Genomic DNA, 19,167 nt, shown 5'->3' on the forward strand with positions numbered 1-19,167 from the left:
GCTTAATTCCTTCGTCTGACCGCGCTTATTGATGAGTCTGGTAGCAACGGGTGGAATAAGCGAAATAACCGCGCTGGCGCATCAGTTCACGGCGCAGATCCGGGTGTGGCGTAAAACGATCGCGCCCGTGCAGCCAGAACAGGTTGTTAATCAACAGGAATTTACCGACCGGCACCGGAACAGAGAGGATGTTTTTGCTGGTTTCCAGCGCATCGGAGAGATCGCTGAGCCAGACGCCCTCTTCAAAATCTTTTGGCTGGACGAACTGGTCGATATAGCGCATGACCGGGCGCCCCTGCTGGTCAACGTCAAATACCGGATGATAAACATCGTGGCTGACGTTTTTGCTCGGCGGCGCGGCAAAACGCATGGAGCGAAGCGCCAGCGGGTGGCTGAAAAAGCGCTCCAGATGCTCCCAGTCATCAAGGTGTAGCAACAGTGAATTTCCGCCCGCCATATTTTGTTCGTCGATTTTCATCATCAGCACGTAGTCGGTAACTTCCTCAACGTAGGTGCCGTCGTTATGCAGCTCCATCACGCGGTGCGGTTGTCGCAGGTAGCTGTCTGAATTATCGACGTTCTTCACCACAAAGCGCGCGTAGTACTGGCCGCTCATCGCATCGTAATTAGAGCGCCCGATAAGGTGCGCCACCGCCGTCGCCAGCTTGACCATCTCGTCAGCCTGTTCTACGTTGTCGATCCCTTCGGCGTTGATCAGCAGTGCGCCTTCGGCGCGGTTCAGCAGCGTTTTAATAAGCAGCGGCTGTAGCTGGTTGCCACATAAGGCGTCGAGGATCTGACCGACCTTAAAACGTAAAAAGGATTTGTATTCCAGCGCCTGTACCGGCCACTGTTCCACCTGCTGCAAAAATTGCGCCGTCGTTTTTGCGCTAAAGGTCAGTTCCAGCAGACGCGGCGACTGTACGGAAGGGGCGAAGGTAAATCCGGCGTCGCTGCGGGTGACACTATCAGCATTTGTTTTTACGGCGGTCAGTGCATTCATCAGAATCGATCCTCTCAGTAAATGGTCAGGGAGACATGGCGATGCTCATTTCGTAGCCATAAACTAAAAATATCTACATTTTTTATAAACGCATACAAAACTGACGATTTGTTTAATTTTTGTGATCAAAAACAACAAATATTTAACATTATAAATATCAGGGATTAAGAAATGAGACAGGATTTACATCCGCAACCTAAACTGATTCTGTTTGTGAAATAGCAGATGAGCGGGAGACAGGGATTAAGCCATTGATAAAAAATCTATTCCGACGCCTTAAATGGATGAGTACCGGACTGGCATCGCTCATCAGGCATGTGGCGTTGACGCTGCTTGTGGTCCTGATCGTTTTTCTTGGCGTGCGGGTTTACCAGACAGAAAGCGGGCCCGATCTTCATCTCTGGCATACCTGGACCGGTAGCGAAATGTCTGCCAAAGCGCTGGATAAGGCCACTTTTTCGCAGTACCTGGCGCGGGAAGAGGCGCTGTTTAGCCATCTGAAAACCGGGGTGACGGATAAGCTGAAGCCGGATGAGCAGACGCCCATCAACCGTTTTTACCATAACAGCCGGGTCTGGCCGCCGCAGTTTTCGCCTAACGGCAACCGCTCGTACGTCCTCATGCCGCAGGGTAAACCGCGTGGCGTCGCCGTGTTACTGCATGGCTTAACGGATTCGCCCTACAGCATGAAATACGTTGCTAAGGATTATCAGCAGCGTGGCTTTATCGCCGTTGTGCCGCGTCTGCCTGGGCACGGCACTGCGCCCGGCGCGTTAACGGCGGTGGAGTGGGAACAGTGGCTTGCCGCCTCGCGGCTGGCGGTTCGGGAAGCGACGCGGCTTGCGGGGCGAGATGTGCCGTTGCATCTGGTGGGCTACTCAAACGGTGGGGCGCTGGCGCTCAAGTACACGCTGGACGCGCTGGAAGACAACACGTTGCGGCGTCCTCAGCAGCTTATCCTGCTGTCGCCGATGATCGGCGTGACGGCATTCGCCCGTTTTGCCGGACTGGCGGGTTTACCTGCGCTCTTTCCAGCGTTTGCCAAAGCGGCGTGGTTGAACGTCACGCCAGAATATAATCCGTTCAAATATAACTCGTTTCCGGTTAACGCCGCGCGTCAGTCTTATCTGCTGACAAAAGCATTACAACAGCAGATTTCGCGGGATGCGCGAAGCTCCCGCCTTAACGAACTGCCGCCGGTGTTGACCTTCCAGTCAATTATGGATTCCACGGTGAGCACCCGTGCGGTGGTGGCGTCGTTCTATCGCTGGCTGGGCAATAACGGCAGTGAGCTGGTGTTGTTCGATATCAATCAGGCCGCCAGTCTGCGTCCGCTGTTGCGCACCTCATCGTATACCGCCATTACTCAGTTGTTACCGCCTGCGCCGCGCAACTATCGCACGACAATTATCACGAATGCGACGCCGGAAACGCTGAATGTCGTGGCGCGCGATACCCCGGCCGGGGAGCATGTGGAGCAGGTTCAGCCGTTACCGTTGGCCTGGCCGCAGGAGATGTATTCGCTGTCGCATGTGGCGGTGCCGTTTCCGCTCAGCGATTCGCTGTATGGTCTGCAACCGGACGAACTGAACCGCTATGGAATCAGTATCGGGACTATCGCGCTGCGCGGGGAAACGTCCACGCTGGCGGTGGGGCTGGATACGCTGATGCGCGTGACGTCGAATCCTTTCTTCCCGTATATGCTACAGCGGATTGAGGCGCGACAGTGATGATTGCCGGATGGCGCAACACCATCCGGCAATCCGTTAGCCGATATCCACCTGCGGCTTGCTGTTGCGCTTGCGAATAAGGCGCAGCAGCGGCGGGATGACAATCACCGCTATCGCCATCGTCAGCAGCGCTTTCGTCACACCGCTCTCCCATAAAATCGCCATATTGCCGTTGCTGATAGAGAGCGCGCGGCGCAGGTTCTGCTCCAGCATTTCGCCCAGCACAAAGCCGAGGATCAGCGGCGACATGGGGAAGTGCATTTTGCGCAGAATGTAGCCCAGTATGCCGAGCGCCACCATCAGCACCAGATCGAACGTAGTGCTGTGTACCGCGTACACGCCGACCGCAGACACGGCGGCAATCGCCGGGACAAGGAACCACAGCGGGATGGTCAGCATGCGGGTGAACATGCCAATCAGCGGGATGTTCATGACCAGCAGCATCACGTTGGCGATCAGCAGCGCGGCGATCAGACCCCAGACGATATCCGGCTGTTCGGTGAACATCGCAGGCCCTGGCGTGATGTTATACAGCGTCAGCGCTCCCATCATTACCGCCGTGGTGCCGGAACCCGGTACGCCGAGGGTCAGCATGGGGATGAATGAACCGCAGGCCGACGCGTTGTTCGCGGCTTCCGGTGCCGCCACGCCACGGATATCGCCTTTACCGAAGTTGTCGCTGTTGCCGCTGATCTTCTTCTCGGTCATGTAGGTGATGGCGCTGGCGATGGTGGCGCCTGCGCCCGGCAGCACGCCGACGAAGAAGCCAATCACCGATGAGCGTAACGTTGCGCCCACGCACTGCGCCCCTTCTTTGGCGTTAAACAACATGCGCCCGGTTTTGCGTACCAGTTTCTGGCCGCTGCTGGTATGTTCCAGCATTAATAGAATTTCTGAGACAGAGAACAAACCGATCACCACCACGATGAACTGCACACCGTCGGAGAGATGTACGCTGTCAAAAGTAAAGCGATAAACCCCGGTGTTGGCGTCTACGCCGACGGTTGCCAGACCCAGACCGATCAGCGCTGCCAGAAATGATTTCAGTGGATTTTGCGCCATCATGCTGCCGAGGCAGGCGATGGCAAAGACCATCAGCGCAAAGTATTCCGCCGGGCCAAACGCCAGCGACCATTGCGCCAGCAACGGCGCGAACAGGATGATCCCGCCGATGGCGATAAGCGATCCAAAAAACGAACTGACCGCCGAGATGGAAAGCGCGACGCCGCCGCGCCCCTGTTGCGCCATCGGATAACCGTCGAGCGCGGTCATGATCGCCGCCGCATCGCCGGGCACGTTGAGCAGAATCGACGAAATACGCCCGCCGTATTCACAGCCGATATAAACCGTAGCCAGCAGGATCAGCGCGGACTCCGCAGGCAGATGCAGGGCGAAAGCCAGCGGCAGTAAAATCGCCACGCCGTTAATCGGGCCAAGACCCGGCAGCAGGCCGACAATGGTGCCGACGAAGCAGCCGATCAGCGCGATCACCAAGTTTTCCGGCGTCATTGCCACCGCAAAACCCTGAGAAAGATATATCCAGGTATCCATCGTTTCTCCGTTAACTCAGCCAGGCGCCGAGAGGTAAGGTGACGTCAAGCAGACGGTCGAAGGCATACCACAGCAGGATGCCGAGAACCGCGCCGGAAATACCCGCAGCCGGGATTGTTGCGCCGAACAGAATGCCGATGACCAGGGTGAGAATGGCGGTGGCAATCGGGAAGCCCAGCCACTCAAATCCCCAGGCGTACATCAGCAGGACAATCACCATCGTGAGCAGCTTTTGCAGCACATGGTGGTGAGGCCAGCTAACGGTATCGGGATGACGCAATAACAGCGCCAGCGCGCAGAGCGCCATCAGACCGATAATGCCCAGCGGAAACGGGCGAGGGCCGACCGGTTCGTAGCTGTATTCACTCTGAATCTGCCAGGCGATGAACAGCCCGGCAACGCAGAGCAACAGCCAGATACCTGCAAAAATACGATCGCTCATGATTGCCTCCAGGTTTATTTTGCGAGGCCGAAGGCTTTCGCCTGCTCGCGGTAATCGGCGACCTGCTTTTTGACGTAGTCGTCAAGCTGCTTGCCGGTCATGTCGAATGCAAACAGGCCGCGCAACTCACGCTGCTTTTTAAACTCGTCGGTCTGCTGGAGCTTTTGGAAGGTCTCTACCCACCACTGGTAGTCGGCATCGCTGACTTTTGGCCCCACGTAGAAGCCGCGAATGATCGGCCAGACCAGGTCGTATCCTTGCTCTTTGGCGGTCGGGACGTTGGCTAACTGACCCGGCAGGCGTTCTTCAGAAAATACCGCCAGCACGCGAATTTTATCGCCGCTCAGGTAAGGCACCATTTCACTGAGATCGCCGGAAACCACCTGCACATGGTTGCCCATCAGCGCAGTGACCGGTTCGCCGCCGCCTTCAAACGCCACGTAGCGCATCTTGTGCGGATCGACATTGGCCTTTTGCGCCAGCAGCGCCGACTTCATCCAGTCCTGGCTGCCAATCGATGCGCCAGCGCCAATCACCACGCTGTCAGGATTTTTCTCCATCGCGGCGAGCAGATCTTTTAGCGACTTCCACGGGGAGTCGGCGCGCACGGCGATCATGCCGTAATCAGTACCGGCGCTCGCCAGCCAGCGCACGTCATCCACGCCGTAACGACCAAATTTCCCCTGCGACAGATTAAGCAGCGAGCCGCCGGAGAAGGCGACGACCGTCCCCGGTTCGCCAGGACGCTGGGCGACGATAGCGTTATAGGCGACCGCGCCGACGCCGCCCGGCATGTAGGTGACGCGCATCGGTTTTTCGATAGCGCCGGTTTCCATCATGCTCACCTGAATTAGCTTACAGGTGAGGTCAAACCCGCCGCCGGGTTTGGCCGGGGCGATACACTCAGTACGCGACGGCGCGTCCTGCGCCAGCACAGCGGTGCTCATCAGTAAAACGCTGGCAGTAAGGGCACGAAGTAATTGTTTTTTCATTGTTTATCCTCACGCGGACGTCCGAGTTTTCAGATACGGAAGAAGATTTTTGTGATTATGTGAGCCGACATGTAGCAGTTCGGTTGCGTGATTGTTAAAACAATAACCTTTCAATTCCCTTTCAATGCGGCAGAAACTTTACAGGATGTGATATGCGTCTCTTATTAGCGGAAGATAACCGTGAACTGGCTCACTGGCTGGAAAAAGCGCTGGTGCAGAACGGTTTTGCCGTGGACTGCGTATTTGATGGCCAGGCGGCCGATCATCTTCTGCACACTGAAACCTATGCGCTGGCGGTGCTCGACATCAACATGCCGGGGCTGGACGGACTGGAAGTGGTGCAGCGCCTGCGCAAGCGTGGACAAACGCTGCCAGTGCTGCTGCTGACGGCGCGCAGCGCGGTGGCGGATCGGGTGAAAGGGCTGAACGTCGGAGCGGATGACTATCTGCCAAAACCGTTTGAGATTGAAGAACTTGATGCGCGGCTGCGGGCATTACTGCGGCGCAGCGCAGGTCAGGTGCAGGAGTTACAGCAGCTTGGCGATCTGGCGTTTCACGATGAAGGTTACTTTTTGCTTCAGGCGCAGCCGCTGGCGCTGACCCCGCGTGAGCAGGCGTTGCTGACGGTATTGATGTACCGCAGAACGCGACCGGTGTCGCGCCAGCAGCTGTTTGAACAGGTCTTCAGCCTGAGCGATGAGGTCAGCCCGGAGAGCATCGAACTCTATATCCATCGTCTGCGGAAAAAATTGCAGGGCAGTAACGTGCGGATCACCACCCTGCGTGGGCTGGGTTACGTGCTGGAGTGCGGCGATGAGGTGGGCTAAACCCCAGTCGCTGTACCTGCAACTGTTGCTGTTCCTCGGATTGCCGCTGGTGTTGCTGTGGGGATTGTCGGCATTTAACAGCTACGTTAGCGCGCTACAGGCCGCGACGCAGGCCTACGACAGGACGCTGCTCTCTTCTGCGAGAACGGTGGCGGAACGGCTGGTAGTGCGCCACGACAAACTGGAGGTGAATGTCCCCTGGGTGGTGCTCGACAGCTTTGAACTCAACATGAACGACCGTCTCTATTACAAAGTCGTGGACCCGGGCGGCAAGGTGATCTCCGGTTATGACGATCTGCCCGCGATGCCGCCTTCCACCTCGCGAACCCGGCTCTACCCGGCGCTGGCGTGGTTTTATCACACCCAGTATCGCGGACAGGCGATCCGCGTGGCGCGTCTGCTCCAGCCGGTAAATGAAGGGGCGATATTCGGGATGGCGGAGATCTACGTTGCCGAGACGCTACAGTCCCGGCGCTATCTGGCCGGGCAACTGCTGTTCTCCTCATGGGTGTCGCAAGGGCTGCTGGTGCTGCTGACATTGATTCTCGTTGGTTGGCTGCTGCGACGCATTCTGAAGCCGATGCGCCAGCTCTCCTCGCTGATGGTGCGTCGTGAACCGGGCCTGCTGACGCCCTTGCCGGAACTGTTGCCCTGGTCAGAGACCCGGCTGCTGATCGTCGCCTTTAACCGCTACATTGATCGCCTGCGCGCGCTGATCTCCCGTCAGGAACGCTTTAGCGCCGATGCGTCCCATCAGTTAAAAACGCCGCTGGCCGTGTTGAAAACGCAGGCGGCGGTGGCGTTAGCCAGTCAACAGCCGCAGCAGTGGCACGAAAGTTTGCGGGCGATGAGCGCGACGCTGGATAGCACGATTTTGCTGACGGAGCGGCTGTTGCAACTGTCGGCGGTGAAACGTAAAGAGCAGGGGGAGCGACAGTTCTTGCCGGTTAATCTGTATGAGGTGGTGCAGATGAGCTGTTTTAGCCGTCTGGCGCAGGCGCGCAGCAAGGCTATCGATCTGGGGTATGAAGGTGAGCAAGAGGCGGTGTGGATTGAAGGGGATGACGTTTTGCTCGGCGAGCTGTGCGCGAATTTGCTGGATAATGCGCTGAAATATACGCCGTCGCAGGGAACGGTAACGGCACGGCTATTGCGGGATGGCGAGGCTGTTGTGCTGGTGGTGGAAGACAATGGGCCAGGGATTGACGCTGAGCAGATCCCGCAGGCGCTGATGCCGTTTCATCGGCTTGCTAACGTGGGGAATGAGAGCGGGGCGGGGATCGGTCTGGCGCTGGTTAACGACATTGCCCGCCTGCACCGTACCCATCCACAGCTGTCGCGCAGTGAAACGCTGGGCGGTCTGCGTGTGCGGGTACGGTTTTTAACGACGGCGCAGTAAATAAAAAGGTCACCACCGCAGGCCGGATAAAGGGTGATTCGCGGGAATAAAAAAAGCCGCATTAGCGGCTTTTTTCTCATGTCAGGCAAAATTATTCGCTGACTTTTTTCTCAAGTTCTGCTGCGCCTTCTTTGGTTTTGTTCCAGCCTTTCTCAGCACCTTCTTTCGTGGCATTCCAGCCTTTTTCGGTGCCTTCTTTGGTCTTATTCCAGGCCTTCTGCGAGCCTTCACTCACTTTACTGCTCAGGTTGTCGCTTTTACCTTCAGCGGCATGTTCAGATTTCAGTTTCAGCTCTTCACCCTGATTCTGCGCCTGGTGCAGCTTCTCTTTGGCGGTATTTGCGCTTTCATGAGCGGCTGCAACGTCGTTATCGGTCGCGTGTGTGGTCGCAGCAAAAACAGGGGAAGCCAGCAGAAGTGCAGATAAGGCGATCATTGTTTTTTTCATAAGAACCTCGCTTAACGTTATCAGTTATATGCGTGGTTAAGCATGACACGGCAGAAAGGCGGTGGCTTTAGGAATAAACTGTAATTGAATCAATGAGGTCTGGATGTGGGAGAGACGGGGGCTCCGTAGGGGGTTGTGAATATTGTAGAAACTGCCGTGATAAGCGGTCATATGGGTTGACAATCAGACAACGTTGATCTGGCAATCGGGAAGGTTGCGTGATAGGCTTTAACCGGAAAATTTGTGATTTTTTCACAAAAAAAGGAGTTATAAATGCTTATTGAATTTTCAGTGCAGAATTTTAAAGTTTTTAGCCAAAAACAAACTTTATCGATGGCTGCTAAAAAATCTTATAAAGAGCATCCAGAGACGACGGCAACAGCTGAGCATTTTGATGATCTGCTGATTAATAAGGTCGCAGTAATTTATGGTGCTAACGGCGCAGGCAAAAGTAGTTTTGTTGAAGCTTTAGATTTTCTGCAATCCTATATCCTTAGAGGGTTTGCTGATAGTTCACAGAATGATTCAATAAGAACGCGGTTTATCGACAGAGAAATACCTAAATTTATTTTTGATGAGGAACAGTTAACCGCGCCTACTGATTTTGAGATCAGTTTTATCGGCACGACCGGTGAACGATATCAGTATACGTTATCTATCGGTACAGACGCGATAGAAGCTGAAGGTTTATGGGTTTACTCAAAAAAAGGGGTAAGACCAAAGACGATTATCTCCAGAGTATATAATGCTGAAACCAATGAGTTCGAATACTACTGCCCATCGTTGCAGATAGATAAAAAAACGTATGAAGTGGCGATAGAAAAAGCCAATAACAGCAAACGCTCGCCATTCGTATCCATTCTGCATGCTTATGATGTCTCACAACTGGATGAGTTTATTAACTGGTTCAGAGGCGATTTAATTGTATCCAGTAATCGCAATGATGATGTTTTCCGAATGGCATCCAGATACTCTTTTTTAGACGATCTGGCTGATGGCGATGAACAGAAAAAAAATAAAATACTTGAGTTTTTAAACAAGTTTGATCTTTCTATTTCTGATATTTCGGTAACGAAAAAGAATGTGACGTTACCTGATGAGATGCCAGAAGAAATGAAAAAAATGATATTGAGCGATGTCGGTTTTCAAATTGTTTTAGAACATACGACGTCCAGCGGTATCAAGAAAAACATCCCTTATGAAAGATTATCTTCGGGAACGAAGAAGTTATTCGATCTATCAGGCATTCTTTTACTGTGCTGTGAGGCCGGTGAAAAAAGCGTACTGGTTCTTGATGAGTTTGAATCATCGCTCCACCCTTATATCGTCAGAGCGATTTTTGAGTTAATGGTCAAACACTCTGAACGTCTTTTGCAGCTGATTCTCACAACGCATTCAAACGTTCTATTAGATACGGAAAAACTCGTCAGACGGGATCAAATATGGTTCCTGGAGAAAAATAGCGAGCTTGAAACCGTGCTTTATCCACTGAGCGATTTTGCCCCCAGGTTTGAGGACTCTATTATAAAAGGCTGGGATTTGGGTAAATTTGGTGGCGTTCCTTTTTTGGGGTGAATGATGGCCAGGAAAATGAAAGAGTTAATTTCTCCTTCTGCATTGAAAAAACGAGGCAGCGGTAAAGTTAAATCTGAGCGTAAGAAAACCCTGATCGTTTGCGAAGGTACGGAGACCGAACCAACCTATTTTAAGGATATGGTTAAAGACCTTAAAATAGCGAATACAGACGTTTATATTGAACCTGGGCGCCATTCAAACCCAAGTAGCGTTGTACGCACCGCCATTGATCTTTATGAGCAGGATCTTGAATTTGAGCTGATTTATTGCCTAATTGATACGGATGAGTTTGGGAAAGATATTGACCTGGCATCCAGTATGTTAAAAGAACATACTTTTTCACGGCGTAAAAAGTCCCTTGGTGGCGACCGGTATCCTCAGGCGAAGATCCTGCGTTCTGATCCCTGCATCGAGGTCTGGTTTTTACTCCATTATGAAGTGTTAAGACGGCCATTTGTTAAAGCAAATAAAAGCGCGGCACAGAACTGCAAGGAATACCTTAAAAATACGCATTTGAAAGATTATAGCGAAAAGTATAATGGACTCTATAGCCTAATAAAGCAAAATGGTCTTAAGGCGTGTGAGGAAAGCGCCAGGCTCAGAGCATGGCTTGAGAAGAACGATTGTATCAATCCGTTTACGCAGATTGATGAGTTATATCTGGATTTACATGAAAAAGTTTTCGCGCCAGCGAAAAGATAAATAAAGAGTAACACTGCACACGAAAAGCATTGCGTTTGTGCCCCTGTAAAGGGGCATTTTGAATTAACGCATGATCAAAAAATAACGCTATTTTAAGCAATATTATCTTCGTCCACGCCTTAACGATTATTTATGACTGTTTCCCTGCCTGTAAGCCAGAGCGACAACCAATGACTGCACCAGACAAAGCGTTGCGGACTGTGAGCGAAAAGCGTCTACCTGCGCTTCTTTGACTACAAAGCAGAGATCGCTGAAGGTCGCCAGTGGGCTTATCTGACTGTCGGTAATGACAATTTGCTTTGCGCCGACGCTGGCTGCGGTTTCGCTGACCATGACCGTCTCTTCTGCGTAAGGGGAAAAGCTGATGGAGATAACGATATCGCGACTCTTGATTCGGCTGATTTGCTCTCGCAGCATCCCCCCCATGCCATCAAGCAGTATTGGGCGGCATTCAAGGTGGCTGAGCGCGTAAGTCAGATAGGCGGCCACGCTAAAAGAGCGCCGCAGGCCAGCGATATAAATCGTATCGGCCTCCGCCAGTAATTGAACGGCGCGTTGCAGCATGTCGGGATCGGTACGCGACGCCAGCTGTTGCAGCGCCTGAGCATTCGAACGGGCAAATTCTTGCAGGATGTCTAACGGCGTTTCCGGTACGGATTCGCTCTCCATCTCTCTGAACAGCCGCGCGCGATCGCTGTAGCTGGCCGTTTCTTCCACCAGGTTCATACGAAACAGTTGTTTCATTTCGTTGAAACCGGTGAAGTCAAACGCGTTGGCGAAACGGATAAGCGTCGATGGCGGCACGTCCGCCCGCTCGGCGATGACGGCGACGGTATCGAACGCTACGCTGTTAGTGTTATCCAGCACATAGCGGGACACCTGCTGCAATCGTTTACTGAGACTATCGTAACGGTCGCGAATTTGCTGCTGTAGCTCGCTCAGACTGGATGCTGTCGTCATGTTATCCCCCATACTTAGTTTTCTGATTCTAAACGCAAAACCGTACATTTTAAATGTTAGCGATACATCCGGCCCGGCGATGCAGCCTGTTAACATAAAAATCCATTCCTGATCACAATAATCAATATTTATTTTATTTCAACTTAAAATAGAACGTTTGTTTCATATACAGTGTTCGGGTAACAGTCACGTATTAACAGCGAGAGGTTCAGGATGGAGACGGTAGCGAATTTTATTCACGGCGAATGTGTTACAGGCTCAGGCCAGCGCATTCAGGCGATCTTCAACCCCGCCACGGGCGAGCAAATTCGTCAGGTGGTGATGAGCACGGCGCAGGAAACGGAGCGAGCCATTGCCGCTGCGCAGCAGGCGTTTGCCGCCTGGTCAAGGCAGTCGCCGCTGAAACGCGCGCGAGTGCTGTTTCGTTTTAAAGCGCTGCTGGAGCAGAACATGGATTCGCTCGCCCGGCTGGTCAGTGAAGAACATGGCAAAGTGTATTCTGATGCGGTGGGCGAACTGACGCGCGGTCTGGAAGTGGTCGAGTTTGCCTGCGGCATTCCACACCTGCAAAAAGGCGAACATTCGGCGAATGTCGGCACCGGCGTTGACAGCCATTCACTGATGCAGCCTCTGGGCGTGTGCGCCGGGGTCACCCCGTTCAACTTCCCGGCGATGGTGCCGATGTGGATGTTCCCCATCGCACTGGCTACCGGCAATACCTTTGTGCTTAAGCCGTCGGAAAAAGATCCCTCGCTGCCGCTTGCGCTGGCAAAACTGCTGAAAGAGGCCGGTCTGCCGGATGGCGTTTTTAACGTCGTGCAGGGCGATAAAGAAGCGGTGGATGTTCTGCTGACCGATCCGCGCGTTCAGGCCGTCAGTTTTGTCGGCTCGACGCCGATTGCAGAATATATTTATCAGACGGCGTCGGCGCACGGCAAACGTTGTCAAGCGTTGGGCGGGGCGAAAAACCACTGCATTCTGATGCCGGACGCAGACATGAATATGGCGACCAATGCGATTATGGGGGCGGCGTATGGTGCGGCGGGCGAGCGCTGTATGGCGCTCTCCGTGGTGCTGGCGGTGGGGGATAACACGGCGGACGAACTTTGCGCGCGGCTGGAAACGCAGATCGCCGCGTTACGCGTTGGGCCGGGGCTTGATCAAACGCCGGAAAATGAGATGGGCCCGCTGATCTCCGCCGCACATCGCAGTAAAGTGCTGGGCTATATCGACAGCGGCGAGGCGCAGGGCGCGCGGCTGCGGGTGGATGGTCGCGGCTTTAGCGTGAAGCGCCACGAACAGGGCTTTTTCGTCGGGCCGACCTTGTTTGATAACGTCACGCCTGAGATGACGATTTACAAAGAAGAGATCTTTGGCCCGGTACTCTCCGTGGTGCGGGTGAAGGATTACGCCAGCGCGGTGGATCTGATTAATCGCCATGAATATGGCAACGGGACGGCGATCTTTACCCGCGACGGCGGCTGCGCGCGTCGTTTCTGTGAAGAGGTGCAGGCCGGGATGGTCGGCGTTAACGTGCCGATTCCGGTGCCGATGGCGTTCCACAGTTTCGGCGGCTGGAAACGGTCTATTTTTGGTCCGCTTAACGTTCATGGTAATGACGGCGTGCGTTTTTATACCCGCATGAAAACCGTTACCGCCCGCTGGCCGGAGATGCAGCAGGATAGCGGCGCCGCGTTCTCCATGCCAACGCTGGGCTGACGGAGGAACTTATGACAACCGTACGTATGACCATGGCGCAGGCGCTGGTCAAGTTTCTCAATCAACAGTACGTCGATGTAGACGGGCAGGAGATGCCGTTTATCGAAGGCGTGGCGACCATCTTCGGCCACGGCAACGTACTCGGCATCGGGCAGGCGCTGGAGCAGGATGCCGGGCATTTGCGGGTGCATCAGGGCTGTAATGAACAGGGAATGGCGCACATGGCGACAGGGTTCGCGAAACAGCACTGTCGCCAGCGCATTTACGCCGTCACCTCTTCGGTAGGGCCCGGCGCGGCTAATATGGTGACGGCGGCGGCCACGGCGACGGCGAACCGTATTCCTCTGCTGCTGTTGCCGGGCGATATCTACGCCAGCCGCCAGCCGGACCCGGTATTACAGCAAATCGAGCAGTACCACGATCTCAGTATCAGCACCAACGACTGCTTTCGCCCGGTTTCGCGCTACTGGGATCGTATCAACCGCCCGGAACAGTTGATGAGCGCGATGCTTAACGCTATGCGCACCCTGACCGATCCGGCTGATACCGGCGCGGTGACGATCTGTTTACCGCAGGATGTGCAGGGCGAAGCCTGGGATTACCCGCAGAGTTTCTTTGCCCGTCGCGTTCACCATATTGAAAGACGACCGCCGGACCCACACCGGCTGGCGCAGGCGCGGGCGCTGATTGCCCGTAAACAGCGCCCGCTGGTGGTTTGCGGCGGCGGGGTGCGTTATTCCGGCGCGCACGACGCGTTTCGTCAGTTTGTGGAAAACCTGCACCTGCCGTTTGCGGAAACGCAGGCCGGGAAAGGCGCGCTGGTCAGCGACCATCCGCTGAATCTGGGCGGTATTGGCGTTACCGGCGGGCTGGCGGCAAACCAGCTGGCGCCACAGGCCGATCTGGTTATCGGCGCCGGCACGCGTCTGACCGATTTCACCACCGGTTCGAAAGCGCTGTTTGCACACCCGGACGTAGAATTTCTCCTGCTGAATGTCGCCGAGTTCGACGCCCTCAAACTGGACGCCACGGCGCTGGTGGCTGATGCCCGCGCTGGTCTGACGGCGCTGACGGAAGGGCTTCAGGATTATCGCAGCGGCTGGGGAGACGAGGTGGCGCAGGCGAAATCGGCCTGGGACGAGGAGTGCCGCCGGCTGTGGTCTCGCCAGTGGCGCCCGGATGACGCGCCGGAAATTGCCGGGCACCTTGATGCGCAACTGGCGGAATACAGTGAAGCGCTGAACACGCGGCTGACTCAGACTCGCGTTCTGGGGATTCTCAACCAGCACATTGAGGATGACGCCATTGTGGTCGGCGCGGCGGGATCGCTGCCGGGCGATTTGCAGCGCCTCTGGCAGGTGAAAACGCCCGACAGCTACCACCTGGAGTACGGCTATTCCTGTATGGGGTATGAAATTGCGGCCGCGCTTGGGGCGAAACTCGCGAAGCCGCAGCAGCCGGTCTATGCGATGGTGGGCGACGGTTCGTACATGATGCTGCATTCCGAGCTGCAAACGGCGGTGCAGGAGGGGATAAAAATCACCATCCTGCTGTTTGATAACGGCGGGTTTGGCTGCATCAATAACCTGCAAATGGGGCATGGGATGGGCAGTTTTGGCACCGAGAATCGCGCCCGTCAACCACAATCCGGTCAGCTGGACGGCCCGCTGGTGGCGGTTGATTTCGCCCAAAATGCGCAAAGCTACGGCTGCCGGGCGTGGCGGGTACATGATGAGCAGAGCCTGCTGACGGCGCTGGAGGCGGCGCGCGCGCATCCGGGGCCGACGCTGCTGGATATTAAAGTGCTGCCAAAAACGATGACTCACGATTACGCTTCATGGTGGCGCACCGGCGATGCGCAGGTGGCCGATTCACCGTCGGTGCGAAAAGCCGCCGAGCAGACGTTCGATCAGGTGAAAAAGGCGCGTCAGTATTGAGTGAGTAATGCCGGATGGCGCTAACCCGTAGGCCGGATAAGGCGTTCGCGCCGCCATCCGGCAACCTGCGACAACGAAATTTTCATTTCATTTTTCCTGTTTTTTCATTCCTCGCCCTCTTTCTGAATGAAAGGGGGCCAGGCTCTGCATCTTCTCCATCGTTGTGTTGTGAGATTGATAACAAAATTTACCTCAATCATCACAAGAATGTTAACTTGCGCGCAAAAACATAATTTTCACTATTTATAAAAATGAAATAAATGTTTTATTTAAGGGGTCGTTAGTTCACCGCATTCACCAACACCGGGAGCCGTTATGTTTAACATTGCTTTACTGGGAGCTGGCCGAATTGGTCAGGTACATGCCGCTAACATCGCAACCCACAAAGAGACAACCCTGTGGTCTGTCGTTGATCCGAACGAGACCTTTGCCTCCCGCCTGGCTACACAATATCAGGCCCGTCAGCAAAGTCTTGATGAGGCGATGACCGATCCTGATGTTCATGCCGTGCTGATTGCCTCCGCCACGGATACCCACGCCGATTTGATTGAACTGGCCGCCCGCCACGGCAAAGCCATTTTCTGTGAAAAGCCCGTACATCTTGATCTTGCCCGCGTGCGCGACTGCCTGAAAGTGGTCAAAGAGTTCGACGTGCCGCTGTTTATCGGCTTTAACCGTCGTTTCGACCCACAGTTCCGCCGCGTTAAAACCGAGGCGCAGAGCGGGCGCATCGGCAAGCCGGAATCATTGCTGATTATCTCCCGCGATCCTTCTCCGCCGCCTGCGGAATATGTGCGCGTCTCCGGCGGGATGTTCCGCGATATGACCATCCACGATTTCGATATGGCGCGTTTCATCATGGGGGAAGAGCCTGTTTCGGTCTACGCCCAGGGAAGCAATCTGGTCGATCCGGCAATTGGCGCGGCAGGCGATATCGACACCGCGTTTATCGTGCTCAAGTATGCCTCCGGCGCGCTGGCGACCATCGTTAACAGCCGTCGCTCGTCTTATGGCTATGACCAGCGTCTGGAGCTGCACGGTTCCGAAGGTCTGCTTACGGCGGGCAATATCCTCGAAAACCAGGTGCAGCACTTTGGCCAGAACGGCTGCACCAGCGCGCTGCCTGAGCATTTCTTCCTGCAACGTTATCAGGCTGCCTATGCCGCCGAGTGGGAGCACTTTGTCGCCATCTTACGCGGTGAGGCAGTGCCGGAGTGCAGCGGTGATGACGGTGAGCGTGCGCTGTATCTGGCTGATAAAGCGCTGGAGTCATTGCACAGCCAGCGTGAAGTTCTCCTCTGATTTTCCATAACAACACACCCTACACAGAGAGACATAACAATGAAAAAGCTGATTTTAGCCGCCTTCATCGCCATGACAGCCGGGGCGGCAATGGCCGAGAACGAACAAATTGTTTTCAGCACGCCGAATCTGGCAATGCCGTTTGAAGTTCACATGCAGCGCACGGCGGTGAAAGCCGCGAAAGAGATGGGCGTCAGCCTACAGGTTCTGGACGGGCAGGGAAGTTCGCCGAAGCAGGTTGCCGATCTGGAAAACGCTATCACCCGTGGCGCCCAGGGATTCATCGTCTCCCCGAATGATGTCAACGCAGTTTCCAGCGCGGTGGATGAGATTCAGGACGCTAAGCTGCCGGTGGTGACGCTCGATCGCTCCGTCGATAGCCAGAAGCAGGTTCCGCATTTTGGCGCGAACAACTACAAGGGCGGCCAGGCCATTGGCGACTTTGTCAAAAGCAAATTTCCTGACGGCGCGGACATTGTGCTGCTGACCGGCCAGCCGGGTTCTTCTTCCAATATTGAACGCACCAAAGGCATTCGCGACAGCCTGAAGGCGGGGGGCGATACGTACCGCATTGTTGCTGACCAGACCGGTAACTGGATGCGTTCGGAAGGAATGCGCATTGTTGAAAGCGTGCTGCCGTCGTTGAAAAAACGTCCGCAGGTCATCCTCTCCGCCAACGATGATATGGCGCTGGGCGCGATTGAAGCGTTGCAGGGGCAGGGGGTGAAACCGGGCGAAATTCTGGTGACAGGATTTGACGCGGTGCCGGAAGCGCTGGCGCGGGTGCGCGACGGCTGGATGGCGGCGACGGCGGATCAGCGTCCGGGTTTCGCGGTACAGACGGCGATGAGCCAACTGGTTGCGAACGTGCGTGAGAAGAAAGCCATCACCGGTGCGGATTATCCGCCGACGTTAATCACCAAAGAGAACCTGCAACAGGCCGAGCGTATCGGCGAAGCCGGTAACTGATTTGCCCGGAGCCGCCGTCGCTGCGGCGGCTCGCATTAAAGGAGGAGCAGACCGATGTTGCAACCCTTACTGAACGTTACCGATCTGGCAAAGAGCTTTTCCGGCGTCTGGGCGTTGAGCAACGTACAACTGACCGTCGGGACGGGGGAGATTCACGCGCTGCTTGGCGAGAACGGCGCGGGGAAGTCCACGCTGCTGAAAGCGCTGGCAGGGGCGCAGCCGCAGACCCGTGGGGACATCTGGTTCAATGGCGAAACGCTGCCGGTGGAGGACTCGCCGGTTGAGCGGCAAAACAAAGGCATCATTACCATCTATCAGGAATTTAATCTGCTGCCCAACATGACCGTTGCGGAAAATATGTTTCTCGGGCGCGAGCCGCGTAAACGTAATGTGATTGTCGATGCGAAGGCCGTGAACCAGGAGGCGCAGGTGGTGCTGGACTATCTGCAACTGAATGTCGCGCCGACCACGCCGGTCGCCCGACTGAGCGTGGCGCAGCAGCAAATGGTGGAGATCGCCCGCGCGCTGACCCTGAACGCGAAGCTCATCATTATGGATGAACCTTCCGCCGCGCTGAGCGACAGCGAAGTGGAAAGCCTGCACCGCGTCGTGCGGGAACTTAAAGGTCGGGGCGTGAGCATTATTTATGTCACCCATCGCCTGCATGAAGTTTTCCAGCTCTGCGATCGTTTTACCGTGTTTCAGGATGGCCGTTTTACCGGCAGCGGCGCGGTCGCGGAAACCAACGTGGAACAGCTGATCCGCCTGATGGTGGGACGAGACGTGGCCTTTAATCGTCGCCCCCCCAGCGAAACCCATCATGAAGACAAACCGATTCGCCTTGCGGTGAAAGGGCTGTGTCGCGAAAAGCCGCCGCTGGACCCGCACGGCATTGCGCTGCACGACATCAGCTTTCACGTTCACGCCGGGGAGGTGCTGGGGATTGCGGGGCTGGTCGGCGCCGGGCGTACCGAAGTGGCGCGCTGTCTTTTTGGCGCTGACGGCTTTACTTCCGGGACGTTCGAGCTGGACGGCGCGGCGTATCACCCCCGTGACCCGATGTACGCGCTGGATCAGGGCGTGGCGCTGGTGCCGGAAGATCGCAAAAAAGAGGGGGCGGTGCTGGGACTGTCTATTCGCGACAACCTGTCGCTCTCCAGTCTCTCTTCGCTGCTGCGCTGGCGCTTTTTCGTCAACACCCGCAAAGAAGATGACCTGATCGAATCTTACCGCCAGGCGCTGCAAATCAAGATGGTCAACAGCGAACAGGAGGTGCGCAAGCTCTCCGGCGGCAATCAGCAGAAAGTGATCCTCGCGCGCTGCATGGCGCTCAATCCACGGGTGCTGATTGTTGATGAACCGACGCGCGGCATCGATGTGGGCACCAAATCCGAGGTGCACCAGGTGCTGTTTGATATGGCGAAACAGGGCGTGGCGGTGATTGTGATCTCTTCCGATCTGCCCGAAGTGATGGCGGTGTCCGACCGGATCATCACCTTAAGCGAAGGCCGGGTAACCGGTGAAATCCACGGCGATGACGCCACCGAAGAGCGGCTCATGATGATGATGGCCATCAACCATAACGCCCTGAACGCGGCATAACGGAGTTTC

At 55.3% G+C, this 19,167-nt stretch carries 16 protein-coding genes; 10 read left to right on the top strand and 6 right to left on the bottom strand.

Features of this window, described 5'->3' with window-relative positions:
• Positions 1 to 25: 25 nt before the first annotated feature.
• Entirely contained in the window at positions 26 to 1,003 is a 978-nt protein-coding gene (glaH, locus tag OGV82_RS05825) for a glutarate dioxygenase GlaH (RefSeq protein ID WP_047461766.1), read from the bottom strand.
• Positions 1,004 to 1,257: 254 nt separating this feature from the next.
• On the opposite strand from glaH, the gene OGV82_RS05830 reads away from it, so the two are divergent.
• On the top strand, positions 1,258 to 2,733 hold the full coding sequence (locus OGV82_RS05830; protein WP_227657325.1) for an alpha/beta hydrolase: 1,476 nt from the start codon (positions 1,258 to 1,260) through the stop codon (positions 2,731 to 2,733).
• Between the two features lie 36 nt (positions 2,734 to 2,769).
• On the opposite strand, the gene OGV82_RS05835 is transcribed toward OGV82_RS05830, so the two are convergent.
• The 3 genes from OGV82_RS05835 to OGV82_RS05845 are packed head-to-tail and all read right to left on the bottom strand — an operon-like array spanning position 2,770 to position 5,718.
• Positions 2,770 to 4,284, bottom strand: a complete 1,515-nt coding sequence (locus tag OGV82_RS05835; RefSeq protein WP_047461771.1) for a tripartite tricarboxylate transporter permease — start codon at positions 4,282 to 4,284, stop codon at positions 2,770 to 2,772.
• 10 nt (positions 4,285 to 4,294) lie between these two features.
• A complete protein-coding gene (locus OGV82_RS05840) occupies positions 4,295 to 4,729 on the bottom strand; it encodes a tripartite tricarboxylate transporter TctB family protein (RefSeq protein WP_175479745.1) in 435 nt (144 codons plus the stop codon).
• 11 nt (positions 4,730 to 4,740) lie between these two features.
• Positions 4,741 to 5,718, bottom strand: coding sequence for a Bug family tripartite tricarboxylate transporter substrate binding protein (locus tag OGV82_RS05845; protein WP_012134765.1), 978 nt, complete (start codon positions 5,716 to 5,718; stop codon positions 4,741 to 4,743).
• A 152-nt stretch (positions 5,719 to 5,870) separates the two neighbouring features.
• Here OGV82_RS05845 and tctD point away from each other — a divergent pair, with 152 nt between their 5' ends.
• The gene (gene tctD / locus OGV82_RS05850) at positions 5,871 to 6,545 is read left to right on the top strand and encodes a transcriptional regulator TctD (RefSeq protein WP_012134764.1); all 675 of its coding nucleotides are present in this window, start codon (positions 5,871 to 5,873) and stop codon (positions 6,543 to 6,545) included.
• Entirely contained in the window at positions 6,532 to 7,944 is a 1,413-nt protein-coding gene (locus tag OGV82_RS05855; RefSeq protein WP_047461775.1) for a sensor histidine kinase, read from the top strand. Before tctD ends, OGV82_RS05855 begins: the two co-directional genes overlap by 14 nt.
• Before the next feature lie 91 nt (positions 7,945 to 8,035).
• Here the strand turns inward: OGV82_RS05855 and OGV82_RS05860 are convergent, their stop codons facing one another.
• Positions 8,036 to 8,392 (bottom strand): KPN_00521 family repetitive protein, encoded by a 357-nt coding sequence (locus OGV82_RS05860; protein WP_012134762.1) that lies wholly within the window; start codon positions 8,390 to 8,392, stop codon positions 8,036 to 8,038.
• A 273-nt stretch (positions 8,393 to 8,665) separates the two neighbouring features.
• Here OGV82_RS05860 and OGV82_RS05865 point away from each other — a divergent pair, with 273 nt between their 5' ends.
• Both OGV82_RS05865 and OGV82_RS05870 read left to right on the top strand, forming a co-directional pair.
• Entirely contained in the window at positions 8,666 to 9,967 is a 1,302-nt protein-coding gene (locus OGV82_RS05865) for an AAA family ATPase (protein ID WP_012134761.1), read from the top strand.
• Between the two features lie 15 nt (positions 9,968 to 9,982).
• Positions 9,983 to 10,669, top strand: coding sequence for an RloB family protein (locus OGV82_RS05870; RefSeq protein ID WP_047461777.1), 687 nt, complete (start codon positions 9,983 to 9,985; stop codon positions 10,667 to 10,669).
• A gap of 126 nt (positions 10,670 to 10,795) precedes the next feature.
• On the opposite strand, the gene OGV82_RS05875 is transcribed toward OGV82_RS05870, so the two are convergent.
• On the bottom strand, positions 10,796 to 11,629 hold the full coding sequence (locus tag OGV82_RS05875) for a MurR/RpiR family transcriptional regulator (RefSeq protein WP_047463948.1): 834 nt from the start codon (positions 11,627 to 11,629) through the stop codon (positions 10,796 to 10,798).
• Between the two features lie 213 nt (positions 11,630 to 11,842).
• Between OGV82_RS05875 and OGV82_RS05880 the strand changes: the two genes are divergently transcribed.
• The 5 genes from OGV82_RS05880 to OGV82_RS05900 all read left to right on the top strand — a co-directional run bounded on the left by OGV82_RS05880 (position 11,843) and on the right by OGV82_RS05900 (position 19,158).
• Positions 11,843 to 13,348, top strand: a complete 1,506-nt coding sequence (locus tag OGV82_RS05880; protein ID WP_047461779.1) for a CoA-acylating methylmalonate-semialdehyde dehydrogenase — start codon at positions 11,843 to 11,845, stop codon at positions 13,346 to 13,348.
• Positions 13,349 to 13,359: 11 nt separating this feature from the next.
• Positions 13,360 to 15,285: a 3D-(3,5/4)-trihydroxycyclohexane-1,2-dione acylhydrolase (decyclizing) gene (iolD, locus tag OGV82_RS05885; RefSeq protein ID WP_101744377.1), complete on the top strand. Its 1,926-nt coding sequence runs from the start codon at positions 13,360 to 13,362 to the stop codon at positions 15,283 to 15,285.
• Between the two features lie 315 nt (positions 15,286 to 15,600).
• Positions 15,601 to 16,587: an inositol 2-dehydrogenase gene (gene iolG, locus OGV82_RS05890; protein ID WP_012134755.1), complete on the top strand. Its 987-nt coding sequence runs from the start codon at positions 15,601 to 15,603 to the stop codon at positions 16,585 to 16,587.
• A 39-nt stretch (positions 16,588 to 16,626) separates the two neighbouring features.
• Positions 16,627 to 17,556, top strand: a complete 930-nt coding sequence (locus tag OGV82_RS05895) for a substrate-binding domain-containing protein (protein ID WP_012134754.1) — start codon at positions 16,627 to 16,629, stop codon at positions 17,554 to 17,556.
• A 54-nt stretch (positions 17,557 to 17,610) separates the two neighbouring features.
• Positions 17,611 to 19,158 (top strand): sugar ABC transporter ATP-binding protein, encoded by a 1,548-nt coding sequence (locus OGV82_RS05900; RefSeq protein WP_047461783.1) that lies wholly within the window; start codon positions 17,611 to 17,613, stop codon positions 19,156 to 19,158.
• Positions 19,159 to 19,167 lie beyond the last annotated feature (9 nt).

Origin of the sequence: Citrobacter sp. CK191 (assembly GCF_030333435.1) — a bacterium.
GTDB classification, from domain to species: Bacteria; Pseudomonadota; Gammaproteobacteria; order Enterobacterales; family Enterobacteriaceae; genus Citrobacter_B; species Citrobacter_B koseri.

Excerpts from the sequence above, each read along its gene's own strand:
- glaH (WP_047461766.1), bottom strand. The coding sequence starts at position 1,003 with ATGAATGCACTGACCGCCGTAAAAACAAATGCTGATAGTGTCACCCGC.
- OGV82_RS05835 (WP_047461771.1), bottom strand. The coding sequence starts at position 4,284 with ATGGATACCTGGATATATCTTTCTCAGGGTTTTGCGGTGGCAATGACG.
- OGV82_RS05845 (WP_012134765.1), bottom strand. The coding sequence starts at position 5,718 with ATGAAAAAACAATTACTTCGTGCCCTTACTGCCAGCGTTTTACTGATG.
- tctD (WP_012134764.1), top strand. The coding sequence starts at position 5,871 with ATGCGTCTCTTATTAGCGGAAGATAACCGTGAACTGGCTCACTGGCTG.
- OGV82_RS05855 (WP_047461775.1), top strand. The coding sequence starts at position 6,532 with ATGAGGTGGGCTAAACCCCAGTCGCTGTACCTGCAACTGTTGCTGTTC.
- OGV82_RS05860 (WP_012134762.1), bottom strand. The coding sequence starts at position 8,392 with ATGAAAAAAACAATGATCGCCTTATCTGCACTTCTGCTGGCTTCCCCT.
- OGV82_RS05865 (WP_012134761.1), top strand. The coding sequence starts at position 8,666 with ATGCTTATTGAATTTTCAGTGCAGAATTTTAAAGTTTTTAGCCAAAAA.
- OGV82_RS05870 (WP_047461777.1), top strand. The coding sequence starts at position 9,983 with ATGAAAGAGTTAATTTCTCCTTCTGCATTGAAAAAACGAGGCAGCGGT.
- OGV82_RS05875 (WP_047463948.1), bottom strand. The coding sequence starts at position 11,629 with ATGACGACAGCATCCAGTCTGAGCGAGCTACAGCAGCAAATTCGCGAC.
- OGV82_RS05880 (WP_047461779.1), top strand. The coding sequence starts at position 11,843 with ATGGAGACGGTAGCGAATTTTATTCACGGCGAATGTGTTACAGGCTCA.
- iolD (WP_101744377.1), top strand. The coding sequence starts at position 13,360 with ATGACAACCGTACGTATGACCATGGCGCAGGCGCTGGTCAAGTTTCTC.
- iolG (WP_012134755.1), top strand. The coding sequence starts at position 15,601 with ATGTTTAACATTGCTTTACTGGGAGCTGGCCGAATTGGTCAGGTACAT.
- OGV82_RS05895 (WP_012134754.1), top strand. The coding sequence starts at position 16,627 with ATGAAAAAGCTGATTTTAGCCGCCTTCATCGCCATGACAGCCGGGGCG.
- OGV82_RS05900 (WP_047461783.1), top strand. The coding sequence starts at position 17,611 with ATGTTGCAACCCTTACTGAACGTTACCGATCTGGCAAAGAGCTTTTCC.